Source organism: Paenibacillus durus (assembly GCF_000756615.1).
Lineage (GTDB): Bacteria > Bacillota > Bacilli > Paenibacillales > Paenibacillaceae > Paenibacillus_AQ > Paenibacillus_AQ durus.
The window spans coordinates 1,059,471-1,085,141 of sequence record NZ_CP009288.1; the positions used below are offsets into that span (position 1 = coordinate 1,059,471).

26 protein-coding genes are annotated in these 25,671 nt (G+C 45.6%); 18 read left to right on the top strand and 8 right to left on the bottom strand.

Translation table 11 applies throughout. From position 1 onward, the window contains the following. Positions 1-294 precede the first annotated feature (294 nt). The 3 genes from PDUR_RS28555 (at position 295) to PDUR_RS04885 (ending at position 2,016) form a co-directional block, all read left to right on the top strand. The gene (locus tag PDUR_RS28555) at positions 295-435 is read left to right on the top strand and encodes a hypothetical protein (RefSeq protein WP_156130305.1); all 141 of its coding nucleotides are present in this window, start codon (positions 295-297) and stop codon (positions 433-435) included. 208 nt (positions 436-643) lie between these two features. Beyond that, positions 644-1,063: a GNAT family N-acetyltransferase gene (locus PDUR_RS04880; RefSeq protein WP_042205327.1), complete on the top strand. Its 420-nt coding sequence runs from the start codon at positions 644-646 to the stop codon at positions 1,061-1,063. Positions 1,064-1,227: 164 nt separating this feature from the next. Then, positions 1,228-2,016, top strand: a complete 789-nt coding sequence (locus PDUR_RS04885) for a class I SAM-dependent methyltransferase (RefSeq protein WP_081949393.1) — start codon at positions 1,228-1,230, stop codon at positions 2,014-2,016. Between the two features lie 91 nt (positions 2,017-2,107). On the opposite strand, the gene PDUR_RS28560 is transcribed toward PDUR_RS04885, so the two are convergent. Further along, entirely contained in the window at positions 2,108-2,305 is a 198-nt protein-coding gene (locus PDUR_RS28560; RefSeq protein WP_169744947.1) for a histidine phosphatase family protein, read from the bottom strand. A 158-nt stretch (positions 2,306-2,463) separates the two neighbouring features. Here PDUR_RS28560 and PDUR_RS04895 point away from each other — a divergent pair, with 158 nt between their 5' ends. From PDUR_RS04895 to PDUR_RS04920, 7 genes are all read left to right on the top strand, one after another. After that, the gene (locus PDUR_RS04895) at positions 2,464-3,198 is read left to right on the top strand and encodes a uracil-DNA glycosylase (protein ID WP_042205328.1); all 735 of its coding nucleotides are present in this window, start codon (positions 2,464-2,466) and stop codon (positions 3,196-3,198) included. 103 nt (positions 3,199-3,301) lie between these two features. Next, entirely contained in the window at positions 3,302-3,874 is a 573-nt protein-coding gene (locus tag PDUR_RS04900) for a DJ-1/PfpI family protein (protein WP_042205329.1), read from the top strand. 128 nt (positions 3,875-4,002) lie between these two features. Next, positions 4,003-4,194 (top strand): TetR-like C-terminal domain-containing protein, encoded by a 192-nt coding sequence (locus tag PDUR_RS28565; RefSeq protein WP_156130307.1) that lies wholly within the window; start codon positions 4,003-4,005, stop codon positions 4,192-4,194. Positions 4,195-4,240: 46 nt separating this feature from the next. Then, the gene (locus tag PDUR_RS04910; RefSeq protein WP_052410057.1) at positions 4,241-4,843 is read left to right on the top strand and encodes an arylamine N-acetyltransferase family protein; all 603 of its coding nucleotides are present in this window, start codon (positions 4,241-4,243) and stop codon (positions 4,841-4,843) included. Next, positions 4,770-5,000, top strand: coding sequence for an arylamine N-acetyltransferase (locus tag PDUR_RS30285; protein ID WP_169744889.1), 231 nt, complete (start codon positions 4,770-4,772; stop codon positions 4,998-5,000). The genes PDUR_RS04910 and PDUR_RS30285 overlap by 74 nt, the downstream gene beginning before the upstream one ends. A gap of 16 nt (positions 5,001-5,016) precedes the next feature. Next, a complete protein-coding gene (locus PDUR_RS04915; protein ID WP_042205330.1) occupies positions 5,017-5,403 on the top strand; it encodes an iron chaperone in 387 nt (128 codons plus the stop codon). A 17-nt stretch (positions 5,404-5,420) separates the two neighbouring features. Beyond that, the gene (locus PDUR_RS04920) at positions 5,421-6,302 is read left to right on the top strand and encodes an aminoglycoside 6-adenylyltransferase (RefSeq protein WP_042205331.1); all 882 of its coding nucleotides are present in this window, start codon (positions 5,421-5,423) and stop codon (positions 6,300-6,302) included. Between the two features lie 23 nt (positions 6,303-6,325). On the opposite strand, the gene PDUR_RS04925 is transcribed toward PDUR_RS04920, so the two are convergent. Then, on the bottom strand, positions 6,326-8,170 hold the full coding sequence (locus PDUR_RS04925; RefSeq protein WP_052410059.1) for a glycoside hydrolase family 66 protein: 1,845 nt from the start codon (positions 8,168-8,170) through the stop codon (positions 6,326-6,328). A 165-nt stretch (positions 8,171-8,335) separates the two neighbouring features. Here PDUR_RS04925 and PDUR_RS04930 point away from each other — a divergent pair, with 165 nt between their 5' ends. Continuing rightward, positions 8,336-9,559 carry a GGDEF domain-containing protein gene (locus PDUR_RS04930; RefSeq protein WP_042205332.1) on the top strand — a complete coding sequence of 408 codons (1,224 nt, stop codon included), beginning with the start codon at positions 8,336-8,338 and terminating at the stop codon, positions 9,557-9,559. An 84-nt stretch (positions 9,560-9,643) separates the two neighbouring features. Here the strand turns inward: PDUR_RS04930 and PDUR_RS04935 are convergent, their stop codons facing one another. From PDUR_RS04935 to PDUR_RS27105, 3 genes are all read right to left on the bottom strand, one after another. After that, complete coding sequence (locus PDUR_RS04935; RefSeq protein ID WP_042205333.1) at positions 9,644-9,967, bottom strand: hypothetical protein; 324 nt, start codon at positions 9,965-9,967, stop codon at positions 9,644-9,646. A 1,291-nt stretch (positions 9,968-11,258) separates the two neighbouring features. Further along, complete coding sequence (locus PDUR_RS04945) at positions 11,259-13,841, bottom strand: fibronectin type III domain-containing protein (RefSeq protein ID WP_052410061.1); 2,583 nt, start codon at positions 13,839-13,841, stop codon at positions 11,259-11,261. Next, positions 13,841-14,620, bottom strand: a complete 780-nt coding sequence (locus PDUR_RS27105; RefSeq protein WP_052410062.1) for a cupredoxin domain-containing protein — start codon at positions 14,618-14,620, stop codon at positions 13,841-13,843. Before PDUR_RS27105 ends, PDUR_RS04945 begins: the two co-directional genes overlap by 1 nt. Before the next feature lie 266 nt (positions 14,621-14,886). On the opposite strand from PDUR_RS27105, the gene PDUR_RS04950 reads away from it, so the two are divergent. The 3 genes from PDUR_RS04950 to PDUR_RS04960 all read left to right on the top strand — a co-directional run bounded on the left by PDUR_RS04950 (position 14,887) and on the right by PDUR_RS04960 (position 16,878). Beyond that, positions 14,887-15,408 carry a TetR/AcrR family transcriptional regulator gene (locus tag PDUR_RS04950; RefSeq protein WP_042205336.1) on the top strand — a complete coding sequence of 174 codons (522 nt, stop codon included), beginning with the start codon at positions 14,887-14,889 and terminating at the stop codon, positions 15,406-15,408. A 109-nt stretch (positions 15,409-15,517) separates the two neighbouring features. Continuing rightward, positions 15,518-16,495: an NAD(P)H-binding protein gene (locus PDUR_RS04955; protein ID WP_179945180.1), complete on the top strand. Its 978-nt coding sequence runs from the start codon at positions 15,518-15,520 to the stop codon at positions 16,493-16,495. A 35-nt stretch (positions 16,496-16,530) separates the two neighbouring features. Next, positions 16,531-16,878, top strand: coding sequence for a hypothetical protein (locus tag PDUR_RS04960; RefSeq protein WP_042205337.1), 348 nt, complete (start codon positions 16,531-16,533; stop codon positions 16,876-16,878). Between the two features lie 266 nt (positions 16,879-17,144). Here the strand turns inward: PDUR_RS04960 and PDUR_RS04965 are convergent, their stop codons facing one another. After that, positions 17,145-17,744: a TetR/AcrR family transcriptional regulator gene (locus tag PDUR_RS04965; protein WP_042205338.1), complete on the bottom strand. Its 600-nt coding sequence runs from the start codon at positions 17,742-17,744 to the stop codon at positions 17,145-17,147. 171 nt (positions 17,745-17,915) lie between these two features. Between PDUR_RS04965 and PDUR_RS04970 the strand changes: the two genes are divergently transcribed. From PDUR_RS04970 to PDUR_RS04985, 4 genes are all read left to right on the top strand, one after another. Continuing rightward, the gene (locus PDUR_RS04970; protein ID WP_052410063.1) at positions 17,916-18,866 is read left to right on the top strand and encodes an NADP-dependent oxidoreductase; all 951 of its coding nucleotides are present in this window, start codon (positions 17,916-17,918) and stop codon (positions 18,864-18,866) included. Between the two features lie 241 nt (positions 18,867-19,107). Further along, entirely contained in the window at positions 19,108-21,447 is a 2,340-nt protein-coding gene (locus PDUR_RS27770; protein WP_218918440.1) for a polysaccharide lyase 6 family protein, read from the top strand. A 153-nt stretch (positions 21,448-21,600) separates the two neighbouring features. Then, the gene (locus tag PDUR_RS04980; protein WP_042205339.1) at positions 21,601-22,491 is read left to right on the top strand and encodes a MerR family transcriptional regulator; all 891 of its coding nucleotides are present in this window, start codon (positions 21,601-21,603) and stop codon (positions 22,489-22,491) included. Positions 22,492-22,660: 169 nt separating this feature from the next. Next, the gene (locus tag PDUR_RS04985) at positions 22,661-22,855 is read left to right on the top strand and encodes a zinc-ribbon domain-containing protein (protein WP_407944279.1); all 195 of its coding nucleotides are present in this window, start codon (positions 22,661-22,663) and stop codon (positions 22,853-22,855) included. Between the two features lie 166 nt (positions 22,856-23,021). Here the strand turns inward: PDUR_RS04985 and budA are convergent, their stop codons facing one another. Together budA and alsS are read right to left on the bottom strand one after the other, a co-directional pair. Beyond that, positions 23,022-23,738 (bottom strand): acetolactate decarboxylase, encoded by a 717-nt coding sequence (gene budA, locus PDUR_RS04990; RefSeq protein ID WP_042205341.1) that lies wholly within the window; start codon positions 23,736-23,738, stop codon positions 23,022-23,024. A gap of 42 nt (positions 23,739-23,780) precedes the next feature. Continuing rightward, entirely contained in the window at positions 23,781-25,478 is a 1,698-nt protein-coding gene (alsS, locus tag PDUR_RS04995) for an acetolactate synthase AlsS (protein WP_042205342.1), read from the bottom strand. Positions 25,479-25,671: the final 193 nt, after the last annotated feature.

Below are 25,671 nucleotides of genomic sequence, written 5' to 3' on the forward strand. Positions count from 1 at the left end.
CTTTTTCCAACAGATACCTTAGATAGTATTCTTATATAGTAACGGTCCACCCTGCTCGATTCGGACAGCTGTTCCTTTGTAAGGCGCTTTACCTTTCTAATTTTGCGTAACGCCCGGCCAAAAGCAAGCAATTCCGTTTTCTTTTCCTCGTGCAAAGCGCGAACTCCTTTTTTGTGACGTTGTTACCCTCATCATAAGGAGTATTGACACATTTTTCTGTAGGCTATTGCCAACATTTTTCTGATAAAATATTGTCTATAGACAACAAAAAAATCCCGATATGGGGATGGTTAGGTGAAAGAAATCCAGGCTTTTTATGAAAATCTTATCCTCGAAGAAGATGAACTGGTTGCAAAAGTCCGCCTGTGGGAAGATTGTCAGTGGACTCTTTTCCAATTCTTTGGTCAACAGGGAGAAGCCGGGCGGGGGAATTAGTGAGGAAATCCTTACTGCCATCCACATTATTGAACAAGATTTGCGTACAGAGCTACTGCATCTGAGAATGGAGAAAAGTCTACTGGCAGGAAAAATGTCTGGAGGATTCTACTTAATGTGACGTAAACCCTTTAAAGTATATAAAGACTGTTAAAATTTGTTGTTTAGCTCAAGCATAAGAACTATACTTTGGAGTATGTGAAGGGGGATGAACAACATGGAGTTAAAAATTATCGAACGCCCCCCAACTGTTGTGGAACATAAAACTTTATGGGAAGCGGTTGGATGGGGAAAAGTTAATATAGAAATGACTGAACAGTCCATTGCTAATTCAGTCTATGGCGTAGTTGCAATAAGTGATGGAAACGTAATCGGTATGGGACGGATAGTTGGCGATGGAGCAATGTACTATTATATCCAAGATGTAGCTGTATTGCCTGAGCATCAAAATAGGGGAATAGGCAAGAAAATTATCGACAAGCTGCTGAACTATATCAATGTTAATTGTGCTGGAGCTGCTTTTGTCGGTCTATTCGCATCACACGGAAAAGATAAATTTTATGAAAAATTCGGATTCAAAGACCATTCGCCCGGAATGACCGGGATGTTCATGGTATTGGACGAATAGTTGTCATGGAAATAAGCACAAGGCGGGTATGATAAGTCACCCTTCAAATTGAGCAGAGAGAGGGACAAAGTTCCCTCTTTTTTATGTCAAGGTAATGGTATTGACTGGCCTGATGGAAAAATTCATAATGTTGTTCCTGAACACATTTGATTCGGAGGTGTTTTATGAATAAAAGCTTGCTAGACCCAAGAACCCACCCGGATTGGTTACGCCCTCATTCTATTGAATGGTATGCGCAGCTTGGGAAAATGAAAGGACAGTATTCTTATCCGTGGAGCTCCACAATATCCCAACCGAATGGTGAAACCATATTTACAGAAAAAGTATCACAGGTGGTTCGGAATAAAAAAGTGTTAGACATCGGATGTGGACATGGAGAGTTCACCATCCATTGGAGTCCACTAGTTAAACAAATCATTGGTTTGGATATTACAAATGATTTCATTCAAACGGGGAATGAAGCTAGCCCATCAAATGTGACCTTTATTACAGGAAATTCAAAAAACAGGCTGCCATTCAAGTCAGAGGAATTTGATGCTGCATATAACCGTAGAGGCCCGACTTCTTCTTATCTGGATGTTAGACGAGTGGTTAAAAAAGGAGGTCAGATTCTCGGATTACATCCCGGTGATGGTATGACGGCAGAACTCTCTGAGTGGTTCCCAAACTTGTTTGAGCCGATTTCAAGTGAAACTTTCGTATTAGACAATCTCAAACAAAGACTTAAACAAGGTGGCTTGGTACATGCTGAGATTGAATCAGTGAGGGGTATTGAATACTTGCATGAGCCAATTGATGTTATTAAGATGCGTTGTTTTGGCCAGACGCCCTCTATTCACGAATGGGTTATAGAGAACTGCCTTTCCGAAGTTGAGCGAATATTTAAAATGAACGCTACAACAAATGGCTTACCTATAGCATTTGAACGCTATCTAGTACATGTGACGGTCTAAATATATTAACTCCTGTCCCATATGCGTTTTACTTCAATAAGCCTCAGATTATCAAAACTTAACTTGTATATATCAGGCATATCTAACTGCTTCACATTAAAACCATGATATTGCCATGTGTCCCGATTGCTATATTTTTGCCTTCGTATCGTTCAAATACATCTTCGAGTGCCCGAACGCCTCTTTTTTGGGCAACCATGTTGGATTCTCCACCCTCCCAAGAAAAAGAATCATCCTCCCATACCTTTGCTATAGCATTTTCAAAGTCATCGACAGGATTTTCAGCTATCTAAGTTGAATTAAAGTTTTTAGAAAAGTATGGCAAGGACCAGCTTGTCGAATAAGAAAATAAAATAACACGGACAAGCAGGCCCGTTCTGATAGGAGTTAATCTCCCTCTTTCCATTTTTCCGATTATTTTCCATAATGGTAATTGGAGGGGATAATATGGACGTACAAAAGGAGCCAATTAAGCTCAAAGCGACCGATAAACGAGTTCAACCTTGCGGTGAGGGGGATTCTCCAAAAGTTAATGATTCATGGCTTCATCTAGAAGTTGCCGAAGAGGAAAATTTCAACAAGAAAGTACATGCGCTCATCCGATCAATCGCGAGCAAGCAGGACTTTCCATCCGTAAATAACTTCTATGCGGAATCTGTTCATTGCCGAACTAATCTCGCCAAATATTTTAATGCACTGTTTTGGTCGAAGCCGAAGGTTATTTTTATCGGAGAAGCCCCGGGAGTACGTGGCTGTGCGTTGACTGGCACTCCGTTTACATCTGAACGTATTCTCCGTGGGGGTCGCTTAAACCGTCATTTTCCTAGGACTAGCTTTTATGTTGAAGGAAATTCGTATGAGGGGTCGGCACATTACTTTTGGGAGACTATCGACTTGATGACAGCCCCACCAGTCTTGTGGAACGTATTCCCACTCCATCCCTATAAAATAGTTCAGGGTGTAATGAAAAACCGTACTCCAAAGAGCGCAGAAAAGAAGTGGGGCCGTGAGATCCTGCAACAAGTAATGGATTTATTCCCCAATGTACAGGTTGTATCAGTAGGTAACAATGCCAAAGATGCCTGTGCAACCTTGGGTATCATCACTACAGGTCATATTATCCATCCAGCCTATCATGCCAATGAATTTCGGGAACAAATGCGGAGTTTCATAACGGGGTAGGCATTATTAGTAGATAGCGTAATAAAACAACCAGGTTTTTATTGGTAGCCTTGGTGAAGTGTAACTTATGGGAGAAGGGCAACAAATAAGGGAGGATTGTCAAATGAATGATAAGTATTGTGCTTTTTTGGGGCATAATTTTGATGATATTGAGGCAATTACCATAATAAATATACTTAGGCGTTCTGATATTGTCTTGGATGTTTATGGTATTGATGAAGAATTAATAAAAAGTTTTACCGGTGTACAGTATAAGGTTGATCAGGTGTTTAAAAAGTGTTCAGATATAGATGTGTCTGAGTATAAAGGATTATTATTGCCTGGTGGTCCTGGTGTTGAACGCTTACTGCAAAATAATGAAATTATAGATCTTGTGCATCAGTTTAATAGTGAAAATAAGCTAGTGTTTGCAATTTGCGGTGCTCCAATTATATTAGACAGGGCTGGGGTACTGGAAAACAGGAATTATACTTGTCTTCCAGCGGTGAGTTCTTTGATCAAGTCGGGTTCTCGAGTAGATGATAAAGTTGTAGTTGATGGGAATGTAATTACATCTAAGGCCTTAGGAACATCTATGGATGCTGCATTAAAGCTTGTTGAAATTATTAAATCGAAAGAAAAAGCAATTGAAACAGCAGAAAATTATTACATAAATCTGGATCATCACCAAAGTTAGTGCTTGATTGAATGGGGGGGTGAGGAGATGAAGTCCTGATTTATTTATTTCGAGGAGAATTTTCTATTCTTTTCTTCCATGTTCGCCAGTCAACAAACATATTCCGGGGACGCTTGCTGCAGATCCTAATGACCACCATACAGGAGAAACTCGATATGCACGACATTAACCAGGGTATGGATAAGGAATTGATTATCCAATTTACGGCTTCAGCCTTCGTTGGAACGGTGGAGTGTTGGATTCTGAATCAGATGCCGCATTCCCTGGAGTTTATGGCAGAGCAGGTGTGGAAATTGTTTAAAAGGTATAATATTGCTTGAATTAAACAATAGACCAACCTAACTTGATGGATAGCGGGGGATAAATTTGCAAAAAGATGTATTTGTGTTTGTGCATCCATACCAGGAAAGATTGAAGCTGCACGATCATTTACTTCCTGATATAAGCACTCTTCGGAGAATTCATAAGCAGCACTTGTTTAACCTCCCCTTTGAAAACCTTGATATCATGGCCGGCAAAAGAATTGAATTCGATGTCAAGAAGCTGTGGATGAAAATTGTGGAGCAGAAAAGAGGGGGAATTTGCTACGAGCTGAATGGATTACTTTATCACCTGCTCATGCATCTTGGCTTCGAAGTGAAGTATATAGCTGCACAGGTTTTAGAGGACGGAAATGAATTTGACCATGTTTTATTGCTCGTGCGTATAAAAGAGGAGAGTTGGCTTGTAGATGTTGGATTTGGAGATCATTTTCTTGAGCCTGTAAAATTTGTGCTTGATACGATCCAAACGGATCTTAACGGCTACTTTAAAATAGTGGAATCTGGAAGCGGCACGTATCAATTGTTAAAATCGTCAAATGGATTAGAGTATTCCGTGGGAATATACGTTTTCCTTGCAAGAAAGAAGTCTGGACGACTTCAAGGAAAGATGTTTATATTTCGAAACATCCTCAGATTCGAGATTTAGAACAAACAGACTGTGCTCGCTAGAAAGGGAGAACGGCAGGATATCGTTAAAGGATGACAAATTGATTCTAACAGTAGATGGGATCAGAATAGAAAAGAGAATTGAAACCGAACAAGAGTTTCGTAGCAGCCTAAGGAAAGTATTTGGTATAGTTTGAAAGGAGAATGGTTCCCATGAAAGAAAAAATCACTTACTCGTCGATCGACGAGTATATTGCAGCGTGTACTCCCGAGGTTCAGGACGTTCTTCAGACGTTAAGGAAAGTGATCCAAGAGTCGGCGCCGGACGCGAAGGAAAAGATCAGCTACCAGATGCCTACATTCGAGCTCCACGGAAATCTTGTGCATTTTGCGGCTTTTAAGAAGCACATCGGTTTTTACCCGGCCCCCAGCGGAATCGAAGCGTTCCAAGAGGAAGTGAAGGAATATCACAAGTCGAAAGGGACATTACAATTCCCCCTAGATAAGCCGCTGCCCTATGACCTCATCAGCAGAATCGTTAAATACAGAGTTGCAAGCAACATAGAGAAAGCGGAAGCGAAATCGAAGAAGAAGAGCTAATTATCGGGGGGATGAAGATGAGAAGCGAGAAAGAAATATTCGATTTGATAGTAGGAATAGCTCAAAAAGATGAACGAATTCGTGCGGTGTATATGAACGGTTCGCGTACTAATCCGAATGCCCCCAAGGACATTTTTCAGGATTATGATATTGTTTATGTAGTGACGGAGACAGCCTCTTTTATTAACGATGAACAATGGACAACTATGTTTGGTGATATGCTTATGATGCAAGAGCCGGATAAGAATGACCAATCTTTAGGCATGGAGATGGATTTTTCCCGGTCTTACGGATATCTTATGCTGTTTACAGATGGAAATCGTATTGATCTTCATATTGAAACCAAAGAATCGATGCTGGAAGGGTATGTTAGCGATAAACTCACACTTCCCTTATTAGATAAGGACAACTGCCTGCCGATCATCCCTCCTCCTACAGATATTGACTATCACGTACAAAAGCCCACGAAGCCACTATTCATGAGCTGCTGCAATGATTTTTGGTGGTGTCTGCAAAACGTTGCCAAAGGAATTTGGCGTGATGAATTGCCGTATGCGAAACAGATGTTTGAATGCGTCATTAGACGTCGCTTGGATGAGATGATTTCATGGTGGGTTGGCACAAAATATGATTTTCAAGTTTCCATAGGAAAAATGGGGAAATATATGAAGAAGTATCTCCCCGAATCCTACTGGGATATGTACAAAGAAACCTACTCGGACAGCAACGATCATAATATGTGGAATTCAGTCTTCACAGCCTGCGAATTATTTCGGATTCTGGCCAAAGATGTCGCCGAGCATTTTCAGTATACATATGAGATCAAAGATGACGTGAACATGACTAATTATCTAAGGCGTGTTAGCGAATTGACCGTTGATGCCGAAGGAATATTTTGAACTGTTACTTTGTGTAATCTGCCTCAAGATTTTTTTATATAGATCATATCCCAATATTGAAGTGTCGGGACTATAAAGGTAATGTAATTGCCTTGGTCATCTGATCCTGTTGTAAAAGAAGTGGTGTACGATTTTCCATTTTCATAATCAGGGGAAGCCCAATTTACTGATTCTACAGTTCCAGAGCCAAAATAGTATTTAACCGTCACGTTTGATTGAAAAGTCGGTACTGGATACGTTGCATCAGCATCTCTCCAATGATTAGATGGAATTCCTAGAAGATTGATCAGATGAATGAGATCATATCCGTTTCCTGATTTTGTGAATTTCCAAATGGTGTTCGGGTTTCCCTCTGTACTTGTGCTCGAGTCAATGTCGTGAAGATACACAATGTTATGAGTATTCGATAACCCTCCGCGTAGAAGATTTTCGTAAGCTACCATAAAATCATAATAATTTCTCAATTGTTTTTTCAGCTCACCGCTCATAATTAGATGTTTATTCGGAAAGTATTCAAGAGAAAGCATATTCAAGTCGTCCCCCAACTCGATATGACTCCCACCACTGGCGAAAATGGTTGCATCTGTCAGAAGAATGCTTGGGTTGTTAAAATAACCTTGATTAAATTCACTGAAATTCTTTTGATAATTACGATTCATATAAGCAGCAAGAACGGTTGATTTACTTCCTCCACTTAGTGAATTGCCTGCTTCAATCGAATTTTTTAAATCATTATATGTTACTTGTCCGCTGCCCTCCCACATCTCGGAGTAAAGGATGTCTGCATTACTGTTTGCTGACTCTTTTTGACCGTAATTACCAACGCTATTAAATACAACCGATTTTCCTAAAGACGCCTTAGCATTATTGATAAAACCTTGAAAAGTCTGATCTAAATCTATCTTATTTCCACTAAAATCATATAAAGTTCCTCCACCTAAAGAGTCAATATGCCAACCATCAAAAGGGAATACAGAAAGTACATCTTTCTCTCGATTAAATATATAGTTCTGCCATTCCAGATTTCCTGGATTAAAGCTGTAAATAGAAGGAGATGCCCAATTTTCCGGTAAAGGAGTACTTACTTGCTGTTGATCGTTGAACAGTCCCCAATGATTTTGAACACCGCTTCCATCTTCTTCATATCCACTATAAGCACCATTCATAAGGTTATAATTCAATGCAAGGATGTTATAATCATGAGATCCATTTATGTAGTCCAACAAAGTCTGTTTGTAAATTTTTCGGTTGGCAACATCATTCCAAGAGGTAGGAGGATTTTCAACTGAACCCGCTAGTGGAATATGGTGCTTCCAGTGAAAATCATAGAATTGAATCGCATTAATGTGGTAGTTTTTCAATTTCCATACCATGTTTTGCGAAGTGCTTAATGATTGATCATCATATGTTGAGATATATCCATATCTCGGAAACCTTTCCCAAGTAGATGATACGTCAACAGCAGTATTCATACTGTCGATAATATTGTTCGAGTCATCCCTTGCCCAAATTTCTACTGAATAACCTTGATAATCCGTTAAAGGGGGATTCCAATAGAATTGAATATTTGTTGTAGAATCTTCGTCAAGATTAATATTCTTATATTGCGGAGGAGCTACATCAACACCCAAATGTTTGAAATAAACCGTTATTGTTCCGTTGTTAATAGTTGTCCCTGTATTATTTAGCAAGTTCGCGTAAATGGTTACTGTAGACCCAGGGCTATATCTTGCCATATCTGTATTCAATTCAGTAATTAGTTTGCCCGTACTCTCTGCTTGAACGGACAAATTCCCTGAGAACCACAGTATTGTTGCAAAGATTACAGCAAATAATCCTCTTTTAAAGTTACGAAATCGAAACTCCACGTAATAGCCCTCCTTTTATCATAATATCGGTTAACCACCTGAAATTATTAGTTTGGTAAAAATTGATTTGTAGCAGCTACTTAACATGAGGTATAAGTTAGTGACACATTGTAACCGATAATAATATTTAATAAAAGAACACATCATGAAGGGAATTATTGAACTTTGAAGACAAGGATTAAAGCAGCTTTTTCGATCATACTGCCATTTATTTTAATTGCTCTAGCCTATATTTTTTACACCAAGACTAACACAATGTCCAAACCGCAACTGGATATTATACAGCTGTCTCCTTATGTAATATTTCTTATAGGGGCCGCCATTTCTTGGAAATTTAACCGCAGCCGAGAATTTTTCATTCTAATCATTCTTGCTCTATGTATAGCTTTAATTAAATATTTTCCGGGGACTATTGGTAAATCAACGCAAATTGCTGATATCTATTCGATCATTTGTTTGGTGATTCCTATAAACATTGCGTTTTTTTCTTTTTTAAAAGAACGAGGTATATTCAGTTTATGGGGGTTTATTCGTATAGGTGTTATTCTTTCCCAATTCTTATTCATATTCTGGCTAATTAACTCGGGACAAAGAGAGTTTCTTGATCTGTTTCATAAAGACATATTACCTGCGAACCTTGATTCAATAACTCCAGTATCGCAAGTGTCAATAATAGCCTTTTTGGCAGCTTTAATCATACTCATCATTAGGCAAATTTCATACAAATCCTCGCAGGATATTTCCTTTGCAGGTGTGCTATTTGCATTGTTTTTTGCGCTGCACCATAGTGGTAATCCCATATTTTATGCCATATTTTTCGCGGCTTCAGGAATAATTCTTATAACTTCAATCATACAGGATTCGTATTCCATGGCATTTTCTGATGAACTTACAGGTCTGCCGTCGCGAAGGGCCCTCAAGCAAGATATGATGAAACTGGGCATGAACTATGTGATTGCTATGTTGGACATTGATTTTTTTAAAAAGTTCAATGACACTTATGGACATGATACGGGAGATGAGGTTTTAAAGCTGGTTGCTTCGATAATAAAGGATGTTACGGGTGGGGGAAAATCTTTCCGTTATGGCGGAGAGGAATTCACCATTCTTTTCCCAGGCAAAAGCATCAATGATGTGCTTCCTCATCTCGAAGAACTGAGAGAAAAAGTTTCCAAAAGGGGTTTTACACTGCGTGGGAAGGGCAGATCCAAAAAAAATTCAAAAAGCAGATCTAAAAGCGCAAAACCATCCAAACAAATCTACATAACCGTAAGTATCGGCGTCTCCCAAAAAAGTGAAAAGTACAAAACTCCAGATGCTGTTATGAAATCGGCCGATACAGCTTTATATCGTGCAAAGAAGAAAGGTAGAAATTGTGTTAGTAAATAAGGGACAGTTTGAAATGCACCCCTTAGAATAGACATTGGAACCCCCCGGGTTAATCCGATGAAATTCTAGGAGGTGCATCTTAAATTAAGTTGCAAATAAAAAAAGAATCCCGAACACAGCAGCAACGAAAGAGCAATACTCCATTCTGATGAAGAAAAAACTATGTACGTTTCCTACCATAAACTCTTGACCGGTTTCCTTGTCGATCATAACCCTTTGGGATCGGTTATTAAGCAGTTTCCCTATAAACCAGATCGGAACTGCGGAGAGGACAAGACCAAGTCCCAGGATAGCATTTTCTGCAAGCGAGTCTACGCTTACAAATAAGCCTAGAGCAAAATTAGATAGAAATATCGCCGCAACCACAATTGGGAGTACGAGAATCCCCCAACCTTTCCAAATAATCATCAAATTCACCTCCTTAAAGTACTAAAGTTACAATAGATGGGCATTTAAAAGAGTCCTCCCAGCACTCCAAAAAACATTCCGATTGATTCTCCTTTATAATCCCCCCATATGCAGCTAAATAATTTTTTTCTGTATTCAACAGTTATATATCGGCTATTTGGATTTGACATTATATTAGCTTCGAAAAAATTACAAAATTGTTCAAATTTAAGGTGTGGACCCAAGGTGGAACCTTGCTCACGACAGCCGGCTTGTGAACATAGGAAGCCATTCTAAATGAATAATATTTGAGGAGGGCTGGCTGATTAACAAAATACGAGGTTTTGGAGACTTATATCTACCCTATGACCCGGAGATCCCACTCATCTGTATGGATAACAAAGAAGAAAGGGGAAATTATGTTAGTAAATAACTTGAATGAGCGATACATACGATGTATTTTGACAGGCAATGTGGTAATGCAGCATTAGGATGCGCTGTTGATGTAAATTCGCAGGCACAGAGAAAGCAGTGGTGCAAAAGTACAAATCCGGGATCTTTCTAATGCTTGGAGATCATCTCAGAAGGATTTGCCTTTAACCGATTAAAATATATCTTGGATCGTTTGTTTATCATCATAACCATTAGGATTATAAGATACAGAATCGCCACTATGGTTTCTTTGCCCAAATAGATTAAAATCATTAAGATGATACAGACAATAGAGGACTTATATCTCTTCATTTTTATGAAGATAAAGATTAATGAAGTTAAGATCAATGGAATCATCAGCTCTACCTGAATGACTCCTAATATATAGCTTTGTATTGACATATCTTGAGGCATATTATCGATCATACTGTAAACGATTTTGTTCGCCCAATAACCTGAGAAACGCATCGGATCCACCTGCGAAACCACAAAATAAGAAATCCCTAGCGGAAATATTTGCAAGATCATTAAACCTTGGATTATTTTGATAGATAATGGCATTTTCATAGAATGAGTATCCTCCGTAAAGCATATTTTTTTCTACAGATTATTGTAATTATGAGGTGTGGTACCTAGTAGAGAGTTATCGCAATAGATAAAAAGCAATCAATACCACACTGCCGTGGCCAACTCGCATTGTGGCAAATAAGACTAAACCCCCTGTATACGTGTATATGCATATATCGGCTAAAACAGGGATTCAGTTTACAAAATGACCCACTAATTGGGGAGATTTGATGTAGCATAGTACTTAAGAATGTTGATGGAAACCAATTAACCGCCAAGAGAAAGAGGGAGCATAAGCCCCCTCCAGTTTTGTTTACAAATTCAAGGTAACCGTGTTCGAATAAGCTGACAGTCCTGCCTCATTTACGGCCGCTACCCGGTAGGTGTAACGATTGCCGCGCATGACTGTTCTATCCGTGAAGTTGACGTTGCCCGAAAATCTCAGTCCAACTGGGAAGAAGGCTCCGCCATTATCAGAGCGCTCGATCACAAAACCAGTTTCATTACTGGAATTGTCTCTCCAGGTCAGACGAACCCGTGGTCCGGTTAGCCGTCTTGCAGTCAAATTAGTTGGAGCCGCCGGCGGCTGGACCTGATTGGGATCAACCATCACGACATTGGAAAAGTCAGAGTCGACGGTCATGGTTGGGAAGCCGGGAGTCGCGGTATCGCCGACAGTGTTGGAGGCAAATACCCGGTAGTAGTAAATGTTGATAGTGATGCCGATTGGATCGGTGTATGAAGTTGAATTAGCGGGCAGCGTTGCTATGGTAGTCCATGGACCAGAACTGCTGGCTGCCCGCTGGACAGTGAAGCCAGTATCGTTCGCGGAATTGTCCGTCCAGGTTAATACTACACGCTTGTTGACGAAGGAACCGGTAAGATTAGCAGCGAGACTGGAAGGCGCTTTCGGCGGAACGGCAAACGCCACAGCATGCATCATATCCATCTCTTCATGAGCCAAAATATGGCAGTGATACACGTATTCCCACCCAAAGTTTACATAATGGTTAGTAACTTGGTTAATTGGATTTCCTAACGGATCGGTCCATCCTGCAGGTGGCGGCGGTGTCAGTACAGCGCCCTCGGGCATTGTCGGGTCGATCAGACGAACACTGTTTGGCACCTCGAATGGCACCTGCGCATGGGAAGGAATTCTAGGTCGGAGAGCAATAATTGTGTGCTCGAGCGGGTTTACTCTAAAGGTTTCCTTCCAGCCCAGTTCATTAGGATCAGGTGGTAACATGGCTCCGTCCCAGGCGACACGGTTAATGAGCTGCGCAGAGAACAGGTGAGTATGAATGGTATGGGTATCCACGCCGTTGTGAGTGATCTTCCAGATCTGGGTTCCATCATCCAGTGAGCCAATCGGAGTCGCATTAAGATTTGCTGTGCCTTTAATAATTTCAACGGGGGGACTGGTATAGCTGTAGACTACAAATTGATTGAAGTTAGAGCTCGTGACAGGGAATTCTAATCCAAGCATGCCGCTCATCCGTCCATACCTCGTGTCGTAGACTTCACCCATTTCATCTTGTAAAGCCTTCGGTTCGATCTGCAGGGTAACAGGCGGCAGAAGAACTCCGCTCGCGTCTATCGGACTAAAGGTTTTGGAAAACTCAAAAAGTCGCACGTAGGCGCTTGAAGCGTTTGCAGGTAAATTATTAACGTTATAGGCGGAGTTGTAGGCAGCCTGCGGGATAATGATCGGATCTTGGGCCGCTTCTAAGACGCCTCTTTTTGTATCTGTTTTAGAAAAAGCTGTTTCCAGCGCAGTAACGTCATACGCAGGTGCGGGAGCGGAAGCCGCCACTCTGATCTGCATGATCGTGCGGATATTGGGGCCGTAGCCAGGCTGCGTGGAAGGCGCGCCGCCCTCGGCAGTTAGGTCCGGGTTGCCGGTGTAATAGTCATAGCGTGTGTCGGCAGCGGGGAAAGCTGCAGGAGCATCGTTGTAAAGAATGAGTGTCTTTCCGGCATATTGGGAAAAGTCAACGATGACATCTGCCCGTTCGGCGGTTCCCAGCAGGAGCGAGTGCTGATCGACATTTCCGAAGTTGAAGTTTGTCGCATTCAGATTCCATGTGATCGGCTGGCTGGGAATCACCACAGGTGCCGGCAGGAAACCGCTCTCGGTGCCGATCTGAATCCAATCCGGTCCTTTTAAGACAGGATCGGGCACGCCGCTTGGCCAGTCTGCAGGAATGCCCGGAGTTCCACTAGCGGGTACCATCTTGACTTCTGTAGCATATCCCGTGTCAGGCGAGATATAGCCGGCGGGATCAGCTACATACAATTGCAAATTAAAGAAACGGTCATCGGCGGCATTCAGGATGCGGAAACGATAAGCCTGGGGCTCCACTTCCAGGTAGGGGTAGGCGGTACCATTGACAAGTGGAGTGTCCATAAACGCTTCACCCGGCATGGAAGGGTTCGGCGTCGCAGGCATCATTGGCGGAAGCTCGGGCGCATTTACGGGATCGTAGTAGGGGTTCGGAACCGGCCCATGTTCTATATTCGTTGTGGGCGGCCAGAACCACGGACCATACATCCATCGGCCAAATGCGTTTGCCCCGCTGGGGTCCCAAGGATTCTGGGCCGGGCTGTAGACATGAGGATACCAAAGGTCGCCGGTATTGGGTGTACCTGGCGTTGTGCCCCATGCCCAAGTGGGATCCGTGTTAAGGATAGTGTTGGTATCAACGAAGGTTTTGTCTTGGATAACGAGGGGAATTCCAAGGTCGGGAAGAATCTTTTGCAAGCCCGGATTTACCCCGGTTGTGTTGGTGCCGTTGATAAGATCCTGTTCGACCTGGTCTGTCAATAGATACGCTGCGGCTTCTCCGGCGTAGACATTAAGCCGAGTGATGCCATAGGAGTGATCATGATAGAACATCAGCCTTGCACTTTGTGCATTGGTGTAGTACAGGGTCTGTATACATCGCGGGGGTCGTCTACATTCTCCATATCAGGGACATTTACTACACTGACGCCCTGGGGATAGGGAGTGTCTTCTCCCGCCGGGGTAATCCACTGATGAGGCGTTCCATCGCTAATCCAGATCGTATTATTGCCATGGAGATGGATGTTGGCGCGATTTTGTGTATAATCCATCGGCACGGCATCCATTCCTAGAGGTCCCATCCCTGCCCCCATAACGGTTGTATCTACCGGAATGAAGAGACCGCCGCCAGCGCCGGTAGGAAGCAGATTATAGAATTTGATGCGCACCGGTACGTCACGAGTGGCGATAATAGCAGGCCCCATATAATGTGGGGCATCCACTCCATAAGCCGGAGTACCATCACCTTTTACAATCGGCGCCCCATTATGGGTCAAAGTAATTTGCGCACCGGGAACGGCTGTTGTAGACAATTGCACATAGCCTCGGAGCGTGGTGGGCGGCAGATCCGAGTGCATCTGTTCTGTAAACTCTACTACGGCGATTTCATAGTAGTCAGAACCCGGATAAGTCGTCGTATCAGGGGCGGCAATCGGGATATACTGGCCTAAAGCGTTTGTGCTGCTAGGTCCAAGCCCTGGCATTGCATCAACGAATTTTCTCAGCGGCGGGCTGTAGGCCCAGTTAGCTGTACCGAAATAGTCCGGAATCAAATATCCAGTATTCGGATCTGGTACGAGAGCCGCCCGGTCTATAGATTTTTTTGTCTGCATCTTTCTCATCCTCATAAGTTTATTTATGCAGGAACCTATTAATAATCTTTTACTTCTCTATATATTATTCGTTATGTAAACTGGGGTTTGTGCGTGAATCATCATATATGATGATTAGTTCACTAACTCGATTTGATAGACGGGTATAGTAAAGAGGACATCACGTTTAATAGAAAATGCTGCCGAATTGCTTGAACGTTGATATTCGTATATAATGGGTTGAATAATTGATGAATCACTAACCTAATTGAGGGGGCGGCAATTCGATGACAAAATCCGAGACGAGATCGGTTAATCGCAAATCGGACATCATTTCGGCGGCGATCGAAGTATTCGCGGAGACAGGGTACTTTCGGGCAACGACGGCACAAGTCGCGGAACGAGCCAAAATATCGCAGCCATATATTTTTCGTTTTTTCTCGACCAAAGAAGCTTTGCTGCTGACGGCGCTGGAAGTATCCTGGACGCGAGTGATCGATTCCTTCCGCAAGGTCGTGGAGTCCGCGTCGCCGGAACAGCTGGAGACCGAGCTAATCCAGGCCTACGTGGTTATTTTGGAATCCTATCGGAATGAAGTGCTGCTTCAAATGCAGGCTCAGACGATCCAGGAAGACTCGATCCGGGAAGCGATGCGGGATGGATTCGGGGAAGTCCGCCGAATGGTTCTGGATGCCTTCCGCTCAGCCGGTATTCCGGATGCCGAGGAACGGACGATGCTATTCCTGGCCCGGGGCATGCTATGCAACATTTCGGCAGCGCTGGCTATGCCCGAGTTGATGGAAATATGAGGAGTGCAAGAGCTTTTTAAAAGTGGTGATCGACTAATCAATCACCACATGATACATTGTCATTAAGTTAGTGATTGATCAATCACCATATTAGGGAGAGGTGATTCAATTGGAAAAAGCGATTGTCGTAGGAGCAACTGGAGGTACTGGCGCTTCGGTTACGGAGGAACTGGTTAAGCGAGGCATACGGACAGTGGCCTTCGGGAGATCTCGCGAGAAGCTGGAGCAGCTTAGGGATAGGCTGGGTAATCCGCAGAATTTATCAATTGCAGTAGGTGACGCTTTTCGTCCAAATGACATCGTGACCGCCTCAGAAGGTGCGAACGTCCTGTTCCACTGCGCGAACGTTCCGTATCACGAGATGGTAAGCAAGCTGATTCCTTTAGGCGAATCCGTGATGGAGGCCGCCGAGCGGCTGAGTTTGAAGGTGGTCGTGATCGACGGCATCTATCCCTATGGAAGAAGACAGATGGCCCGGGCAACAGAGGAACATCCGAAGCAGCCGCATACCAGGAAGGGCAAGATTAGGCTGGCCTACGAGAAGATGCTGTTTGGCGACCGATGGAGCCGGGCCAAGGTTATGATCGTCCGCTTGCCGGATTATTTCGGCCCTACAGCGAACGAAGCTTCTTATCTAGGCTCTACTCTCGAAGCAATCGCAGCCGGTAAGATGGCTTTTTTCATTGGCAATATGCGTATCCCTAGAGAGTTCGTCTACTTGCCGGACGCGGCGTTTATGATTGCGGAGCTCGCTGCCAGGAATGATGCTTATGGCGAGAACTGGCATATTCCGGGCGCAGGCTTGATCTCGGGAAGGGAGATTGTACGAATCGCCCGGAAGGCAAGCGGAGGCACCAAGCCGGTTATTCCGCTTGGAAGAGTTGGGCTATCTTTGCTCGGTATGGCCGTGCCGGTAATGAAGGAGGTAGTGGAGATGCTCTATCTAACCGAAGAGCCGCTAGTCTTGAGCGGGGATAAATACGAGCGGTTGATCGGACCGGTACGGGCGACAGCCTTTGAAGAGGGAATTACAGTTACGGTTCGCGCGCTGCAAAGAAAAAATGACCCTTTTAAGGGTTTGGAGTAATTGATTAATCACTAACTGTGATGGAGGAGGCAGGAATGAAGCACCTGAGCCTCTTGGACAGCGGGAACATTCAGGTAGGCGTCAGACAACGCAATGTGGGGGAGGGGGAATCTATACGATGCCGCTCCACGCAGCGCAGTCTGGATTTTCCTGCGAAAACGCAGGTCAAAGATATGTGCGGCGGAGTCTATACGATGCCGCTCCACGCAGCGCAGTCTGGATTTTCCTGCGAAAACGCAGGTCAAAGATATGTGCGGCGGAATCTATACGATGCCGCTCGACGCAGCGCAGTCTGGATTTTCCTGCGAAAACGCAGGTTCTTTCGGCGAATAGCGGCAAGAAATGATGAAATTCCTGCGAAAGTGCGGGAATTTAAAGCCTGAACCGCCAAGACGGATGATTGGTGCCGGAGAGCCTGCACTTTTTGCACGAATTAGGGAGAGGCCAAGCTTTTACGAGGAAAAAGATGCAGCGCTGCAGGCTTTTCCATTACGGCGAGTTTAGATGTGAACAGGCGAGCTTGGAGCGCTGTTATAATGGGCTGGTGGAATATATGGTTTTGGAGTTTGCGCTTGCGAACAAGCCGATTATTTGAGTAAACCTCTAATTTGTCCGTTATGAATAATCTGGTATAACCATCTTCCAGAGATTAATCCGGCAGATCAATGGGAGCTACTCTTGCTGTACCTTCCGTAATCATAACAAGCACATGAGCGGTCATTTCTTCCACGGTAAAATCACTTTTTCCCCTGCTCCACTGGGCTGCGGCTCCAAAGATCGACCAACTGATCATGAGGGCCATCGTTTCGATGGGAACCTTCCACTCCGCTTGAGAGGCTTGAAGCTGTTCAAGCCACCGTGATAACAGCGCCGCAAGCTCTTCCTGCACCGTTCGTTCGAACAACTGATTTACCGTATCAACGGGACTGCAGCGGCCGTATAACGATCTGAAGTGCTCCAACACGGTATGAATGAGAATACGTAAATTGTTGTTATCCCAGCCGGAGGCTGACGGCAGCTTGTCGTTCAAGAGGCTTCGGAATTTCTGGCGAATGGATAGTTCCAAAAGGGCGTATTTGTCGGGAAAATGTGCATAGAACGTGCCTCTGTTAACATCCGCCCGGTCGGTAATGTCCTGAATCGTTATCGCGGTAAAGCCCTTTTCTCTCATCAGCTCCATAAAGGATTGCTTCAATAATTGCTGTGATCGCTTGCTGCGCCGGTCGATCTTTTTTCTTTGCGATTCCATCCGCTTTACTCTCCTCCCAAGCAGGGCTATGTGATCTTCAACATTATTCGGTTATTGTCGGGTATCCAACGAAAGAAGCGGACTGTGCATTGTTCCTTTTCTTCCGGCTGCTCTACTATTGTAATAAGTGAACAAAACTCAATCAATGGTATACAGGAGGGGGAAGGCTCTATGCAAGTTGAATCTGCCGGGAAGATGAAAGCTATCCGGTATCATGTCCACGGAGGGCCTGAGGTACTGCGCTATGAGGATGTGCCTGTTCCGAAGGAAGGCGAAGGTGAAGTGCTGGTTCGTATCCATGCCGCAGGCGTAAACCCGGGTGATTGGCAAATCCGTTCGGGACTCGCCGGCGACCGGTTTCCGCTCCCCTATATTCCAGGCTGGGATATTTCAGGGATTGTTCAGTCTGTCGGAGCGGGAGTTGATGGATTTCGGCAAGGGGATGCCGTTTACGGGATGACCCGCGACAGTTCGGGATGTGCGGAATATGTCGCTATACCTGCCAGGCAGCTTGCGAACAAGCCCAAGTCCGTCAGCTATGTCGAGGCGGCAGGGATGCCGATGTCCGCGTTTACCGCTTGGCATGCTTTGTTCGAGCAAGGAGGGCTAAAAGCCGGTCAGACGGTATTAATCAATGGCGCCTCCGGCGGCGTCGGCCATTTTGCGGTACAGTTGGCCAAATGGAAGGGAGCGAAAGTGATCGGCGTCGCATCCGGGAGAAATGAAACATTTTTGCAGGGACTGGGCGTTGATCAATTCGTAGATTATTCTGTTGCTCCCCCCGGGCAGGCGGTGCGGAACGTTGATCTTGTCTTGGATACGGTAGGCGGCATGGAGGGGGATCAGCTTCTGGACGTTATCAAGCCGGGCGGTACGCTGGTTCCGATTACTTGGGGACAATATTCGTCCGAGAAGGCTGCCAATATGTCAGTAACGGTACAAGACGTAAAGCTGCTGCAGATTGAAAGCGCCTATTTGGATGAGCTTGCTCGTCTGGCCGATAACGGTGTTTTGCGCATAGCGATCGATTCGGTGTTCCCGCTGGAGGAGACGGCTAAGGCGCATGAAATCAGTGAGAGCCGCAGGGCGCGTGGGAAAATTATTATACAAGTGACGGAATGAGAAGCTTGACAGCGCTGTTATTATTTTGCCGCTGTGGAGGATTCAAACCGTGTGTGTGAGCGCTTAGAGGTATTGCCGAAATTAGTAAAGGGGGGCGGCGAACCCCTCTTTTTTGTTATTGTTCCTGCAATTGTCATAAATAATTGAGGTGCAAGGTCTTTTAGGGGATCTGTAACACCGATAAATAACCAAGAGACCCATATCCATTTGATTTACGATTTAAGAAGAGGAGATGACAAGAATGCTGCAATCGTTTTTGAGAAAAAAAAGGAGGTTAAGTCTAACCCTTTGCTTCATGCTTCTACTCACCCTGCTACCCGTTGCACCACCTGTATTGGCTGCCAATCTCTTGAGTGACGACTTCGAATCGTACTCCGGATTTCCTTCCGGTTCATGGTTAAGCGGCAACGGAAGCTGGAGCATCGTCACAGACGGAACCAAGGTAGCCAAGCAATCATCAACGGGCAACACGTTTATCGCAACAGCCGGTCAATCTTCCTGGACGGATTATACATACTCGGCTAAGGTCAAGGTCGGGGCGACGAATGTGCGCAACGGAATCGTCGGTCGTTATGTAGATAGCAACAACTACTATTTCTTGCTTCTCTACAACGGGAATGTGCTGTTGAACAAGAAGCAATCCGGCTCGACAAGCACACTCCAGCAGGCCGCTTTTACCGCGGATACTTCGACCTTCTATGAGCTAAAGCTGGAAATCAGCGGCACATCGGTGAAAGGCTATGTTGACGGCGTTCTGAAGGTGCAGGCGACGGACAGCGGTCTGACAGCCGGTAAAGTAGGACTTTACGCCAACGGAGCCGCTTCCTTTGACGACGTGCTGGTGACAGGCAGCGCCCCGGTCAGCGGCGATACGACCGCTCCGTCTGCGGTGTCCAATCTGGCGGCAAGCTCACCTGCTTCCTCGTCCGTAACGCTGACATGGACGGCTCCTGGCGATGACGGCACATCCGGTACGGCAGCGTCCAATGACATTCGTTACAGCACGGCTGTAATTACCCCTTCGAACTTCAGCAGCGCTTCCCAGGCGGCAGGCGAACCTGTTCCCGCAGCAGCCGGAACAAGCCAATCCATGGTGGTAGGAGGATTGAAGCCTTCCACAACATACTATTTCGCAATGAGAATGACGGACGAAGCCAACAACGCATCTGCCATCTCGAACGTGGCAAGTGCGGCGACTACATCGGGCAGCGGCGGCAGCGTGGTGAATGTTTCTACGTCCGAGGATCTGGACAGTGCCCTCTCCAGCGCAGCCCCCGGCACGACAATCATCCTTACGGACGGTACATACAAGAAGAGCGGGTCATTCGCCATTAGCGGCAAGAATGGCACGGCTGCCAATCCGATCACAATTAAAGCGGCCAATCGTGATCAAGCAGTGATCAGCGGCGGCGCCAATATAACGGCGACCAAATCTTCCTATATTGTCATCGAAGGTCTGAAATTTACCAATACCGGAAACTCGGCAATCAAGCTCACGAGCTCCAACAATATTCGAATCACGCGCAACCATTTCCGTTTGACAGAGGACGGCAACTCCTTGAGATGGCTCTATATCGGCGGCGCGAACAGCCATCACAATCGGATTGATCACAATCTGTTCGAGGATAAGCATGACCTTGGCAACTTCATTACGTTCGACGGTTCTGATACACAGGTGTCGCAGTATGATATCGTCGAGTATAACCACTTCCGCAATATCGGCCCGCGTGCGACAAATGAGATGGAAGCGATTCGCGTCGGATGGAGCAATATATCAATGTCGGACGGCTACATTACCCTGCAGTACAACCTGTTCGAAGACTGCGACGGAGATCCGGAGATCGTATCGTTTAAGAGTGGAAAGAACATCTTCCGTTACAATACGATTCGCAATTCGCAAGGCGTCGTTTCTTCGCGCCATGGCAATGGGAACAGCTTCTATGGCAACTTCTTTCTTGGCGACGGTTCAAAACCGGACCTTGGCGGCATCCGTATCTATGGTCAGGATCATAAGGTCTACAACAACTACTTCGAAGGTTTAACAGGCTCCGGATATGATGCAACCATTGCCGTCGATGGCGGGGATGTTGACACAAGCGGGGCGCTCAACTCGCATTTTCGCGTGTATCGGGCAGAGATTGTCAATAACACGCTTGTGAATAACGTGACAGGAATTGAGATTGGTAAGAACTACTCGCTTGCCCCGAAAGACAGCAAGATCGCCAACAATGTTATCACAGGCTCCAGCAAAAAGCTGATCAACGAGTACAAGATGCCGGATAATATGACATATGAAGGCAATATCGTTTATCCTACCGGCAGCGGGGCCGTAGGCATCACCGCTTCCGCTTCGCAGGCGGCAGTTGCGGACCCGCTCTTCACCACGGTGAACGGATTACAGAAGCTTTCAGCGTCCAGCCCTGCCATTAACGCGTCGTCCGGCAGCTATACTTATGTAACGGATGACATGGACAGGCTGCCAAGAAGCGATGTGAATGATGTCGGCGCAGACGAATACTCGACCGCTTCTATTTTAAACGCGCCGCTGGTTTCGGAGGATGTGGGTATAAACGCTCCGTAACCTCCTCGGCGAGTAAACATGAAATAAAGCAACAGTGACAAAAAGCAGATGTCTCAGCTTGGAGAGTCTGCTTTTGTCATTTGTGCGGCTGTAAATGAATTATATTGACTGTCACCCTGGGGGTAGGTTTAGAATTGTGCCTGAGGTGATCGCATGCGAATTCATGAAATTTGCAAAGAATGTAACGTGACTAAAAAGGCAGTAGAATACTATGAAAAGCAAGGCCTGATTAAACCCCGGTATGACAGCAGCAACTATAGATCCTTTAATCATGACGACGTGATCCTGATAAAAGAAATTGCCATGTTACGAAAGCTGAACATCAGCATTGCCGATATTAAAATCATTATTGCAAGTGATGACAGGCACGAAGCCTTATCCAACTATAAAATGAAGAAAGAACTCCAGATGCAGCAAATGAGAGCGCAATATGACTGTTTGATTGATTTTTTGGAGAATGGCTATAACCTTGACCAGGCAATAGATACAGTTAGTCGTAGATTAGATAGTAATATGTTGATCAAAGACAGACTGCTTCAAGCTTTCCCTGGAACCTATGGAATGTACCTGTATGTGCATTTTGGCAGATTCCTGAATGAGAAGCTTAACAGTGATGAACAGAAATTAGCATACTACAAGATGGTTGAATTTCTTGACCATGTCAATGAAATGGAATTTCCGAGTGGGTTAGAGCAATTTCTAACAGAAGCCTTTGTATCAATGAGTGAAACGGATTTACAGCAGATTGATGACTCGATGAATAGGGCTGTCAAAGATTATAGTAATTTTATTGCTGAAAATAGGAAGAGCATTGAAGAATATTTAGCCTACCGGAATTCTGAAGAGTACAAATCAAGCTCTGTCTATAAAATGGAGCAACTGTTAATTGAATTCCAACAAAGCAGCGGATATTACGATGTTTTTATTCATAATTTACAAATTTTAAGCAGTTCCTATCGAAAATATCAAGAGCAGCTGAGGCAGGCAGATAAAGAGTTCCTTAACCAATACCCTGATGCGGAGAACAGGTTTGGAAACAAGTGATGCTTTCTATCCGCCATTGGCCCGGGTTACGGCAGCAAAACCTGAACAGGTATGCTGCTTTTTTTGCTGCTCTTTTTAGACAAAGTGAATATCGCCCTATCCAGCATATGGTATAGTAATAATTAACGATTATGGATCTTAAGAACTGGGGGATTTTGGGGGGAGAAGGGTGTATTGTCATCAATGCGGGGCCAAGAACGCTCCGAAACACAAAGTATGCGCCAAGTGCGGGGCAAGATTGCTGACGGCGGAAGAACGGCAGGTCCTGCTGGAAGTGGCTGCGGGGGCCGAGGCGATTCAGCAGCCGGTGACGGCGGCCTATCGGCGGGGGGGACAGGGACCGTATACCAGACTTACCGGATGAGCTATTCGATAGGGTATGAGAACGGCAATCTGAAGATTTTGCATGGCAAGGGCAAGAAGGTGGATTAAAAAAGGGCCATAGCCCCGCTGTTTCAGGTGTGAACAGGCGGGCTATGGCTTTAAGTGTTAGCATGGTCGGTATTGAAAGTTACATATTGCAACGGCTCTTAGTAAGAGCCTTCAGCAATCATAATGTCGCGCTCCAGGTCGGCTACGGATAAATCCTGCTTGAGATAAGCGTTATCCTGCGGGAGCGCAAGTTGAAAATCAGTGCAGGTGCAAATGGAAATTGTACCCTGTTCGAGCACGAAATCCATCACATGTCCTCCTCCGTCGCGTGCTTCATTGATAAAATGCAAATGATATCCGGCCACGGCGATCCCTTGTGCGAAAGCGGGAGTCCAGAAACCGGCGATGACGCCGTCCACATCGGCAAAATCAAATGACGGCTGGGACTTTGTAACCTCCACAAATGGCGGATACGGCTTATCCTGATGCGGGACGGTGCGGGTGTGAACCTCCCGGAAATGACCGTCGATTCGGATCGCATGGAACAGATTCGGGCTGGGAACCAGATCGTCCAGCACCTTCTCCAGCTCTTGACGGGTTACCGCCCTATTCAGCGGGACGGTCTGCTGTTGTTCAAAAAAGGTCACGGAGGAGAACGGCGTACTTTCGTCGAGACTGACTTTTTGGGCGGTTCCGTCAGGGTATAAATGAAAGAATTCCCCGTCAAAGGCGATCATCTCGCCATCCAGCTGATGAAAGGTTCCGATGCCGAAATCGCCGTGCTTTTTCAATTCTCCAAATGTGACTGTCCCATCATACAGACCGCTGAGCAGCGCAACCATGGTCGAGGCTTGATAGATGACGTGACTATCCATTTATCCTCATCTCCTTTTTAGTGGATGATATACATAATAATATCAGTTTGCCTTATCCGGCAGCAGCTTTTCCCCGAGCTTGCCGCTGTCTCTGTAGTCAATCGGGATCTCGACGACCACGGGACCTATTTGATCGAGAGCGCAGCGCAGCACTTCTTCCAGTTCCTCCGGCCGATTGACCCGTAAGCCTACTGCGCCGAAGCTCTCGGCATATTGGACAATATCAATGCTGCCAAAGTCTACGCCCGAGGTTCTTCCGTATTTACCCATTTGCTGAAATGCGACCATATTATAGGTGCCGTCGCTCCACACAATATGAACGAGCGGAAGCTTCAGGCGGACCGCCGTTTCCAGTTCCATCGAGGAGAACAGGAACCCGCCGTCCCCGGATATGGAAATGACTTTCTCGCCTGGACGCACCAGCGCGGCGGCAATGGCCCAAGGCATAGCTACACCGAGGGTTTGCATGCCATTGCTGAAGAGCAACCGGCGGGGTTCATAGCAGCGGAAATAACGAGCCATCCAGATATAGTGTGAACCGACGTCACAGGTGACCGTCACCTGATCATCAATCAGCCTTCGCAAGGTGGAAATAAAATCCAGCGGGTGAACCAGTTCGGAGTGGGAAGAGTAGACGTCATTTCCGTCCTGATCCAGCTTCTGGTGCAGCTCTTTCAGCACGGAGAGCGATTCGGGGGGGAATAGAAGGCCTTGTAAATGCGAAGCTAACGTTTCGACGGTTAAGACAATGTCGCCGATTAACTCGATTCGCGGCTGGTAATCCTGGTCAAAGTCCGCCTGCCGGTTATCCAGATGATACACTTCCCGGACGCCTTCACGATTCCAAAGACGAGCATCGTACTCGATCGGATCATAACCAATAGTCAGGACGACATCGGCTTCTTTCAGCAGAAGATCGCCCGGCTGGTTGCTGAACAAACCGACTCTGCCCATAAAATGTTCTTCCAAATCACGTGAGATTACGCCGGCAGCCTGAAAAGTCTCAACAACCGGAATGTCGGTGCCGCGGATGAGATCCCGGATCGCCGAGGTCACTTCCGGCGAACTTGCTTTCATGCCGAGCAGAATAACCGGGAGTTTGGCCTTTCGTATATTGGCGGCGACCGCTTCAACAAGGTCAGAGGGGGCCGGGCCAAGCTGAGGAGTGGTCAGAGGCCCAAAGTTGAAGGGTACCGCTTTGTCGAGCAGCACATCCATCGGGAGGCTGACAAATGCCGCTCCCGGCTGGCCGGTGGAAGCCTCACGGAACGCATTCGTAATCGCTTCGGCGACATTATTCGGATGTTCAACTTCCACACTGTATTTCGTGACTGGTTTAAATAAACCGGCATTATCCATGGATTGATGCGTATGTTTCAACCGGTCTGCCCGAGAGACGGCCCCTGCGAGCGCCACGACCGGGTCGCTTTCGGAGTTGGCCGTCACGAGTCCCGTAACCAGGTTGGAGGCGCCAGGACCGGAAGTTACCAGGCATACCCCCGGCTTTCCGGTTAAGCGGCCCACAGCTGCCGCCATAAATGCGGCGTTCTGCTCATGCCGGCAAACAATAAGCTCCGGACCCCGTTCCCGCAAAACATCAAATACAGAATCGATTTTGGCTCCGGGAATTCCGAAAATGTACGGAACCCCTTGCGATATCAAACTGTCAACAACCAGATTGGCACCCGTTGTCGTTGTGGCGATTGCTGAAGAGATATTAAAATTTGTTTCCGTAGTCATCCTATCCATCTCCTTGTCTCTGAAATCTCTGAAAATTCATTTCATTTTCTTTATTTCCATGTATATACAGAAAGTGCAATGCCAACACCTATTATATTCCCATAAAAAGTAAAATCAAGAGGAAAAATTCAAATGCACCTTATCGCCTATGTCTGTGGTATAGTGAAAGCATGAGTCACAGGACAAAGGGGGC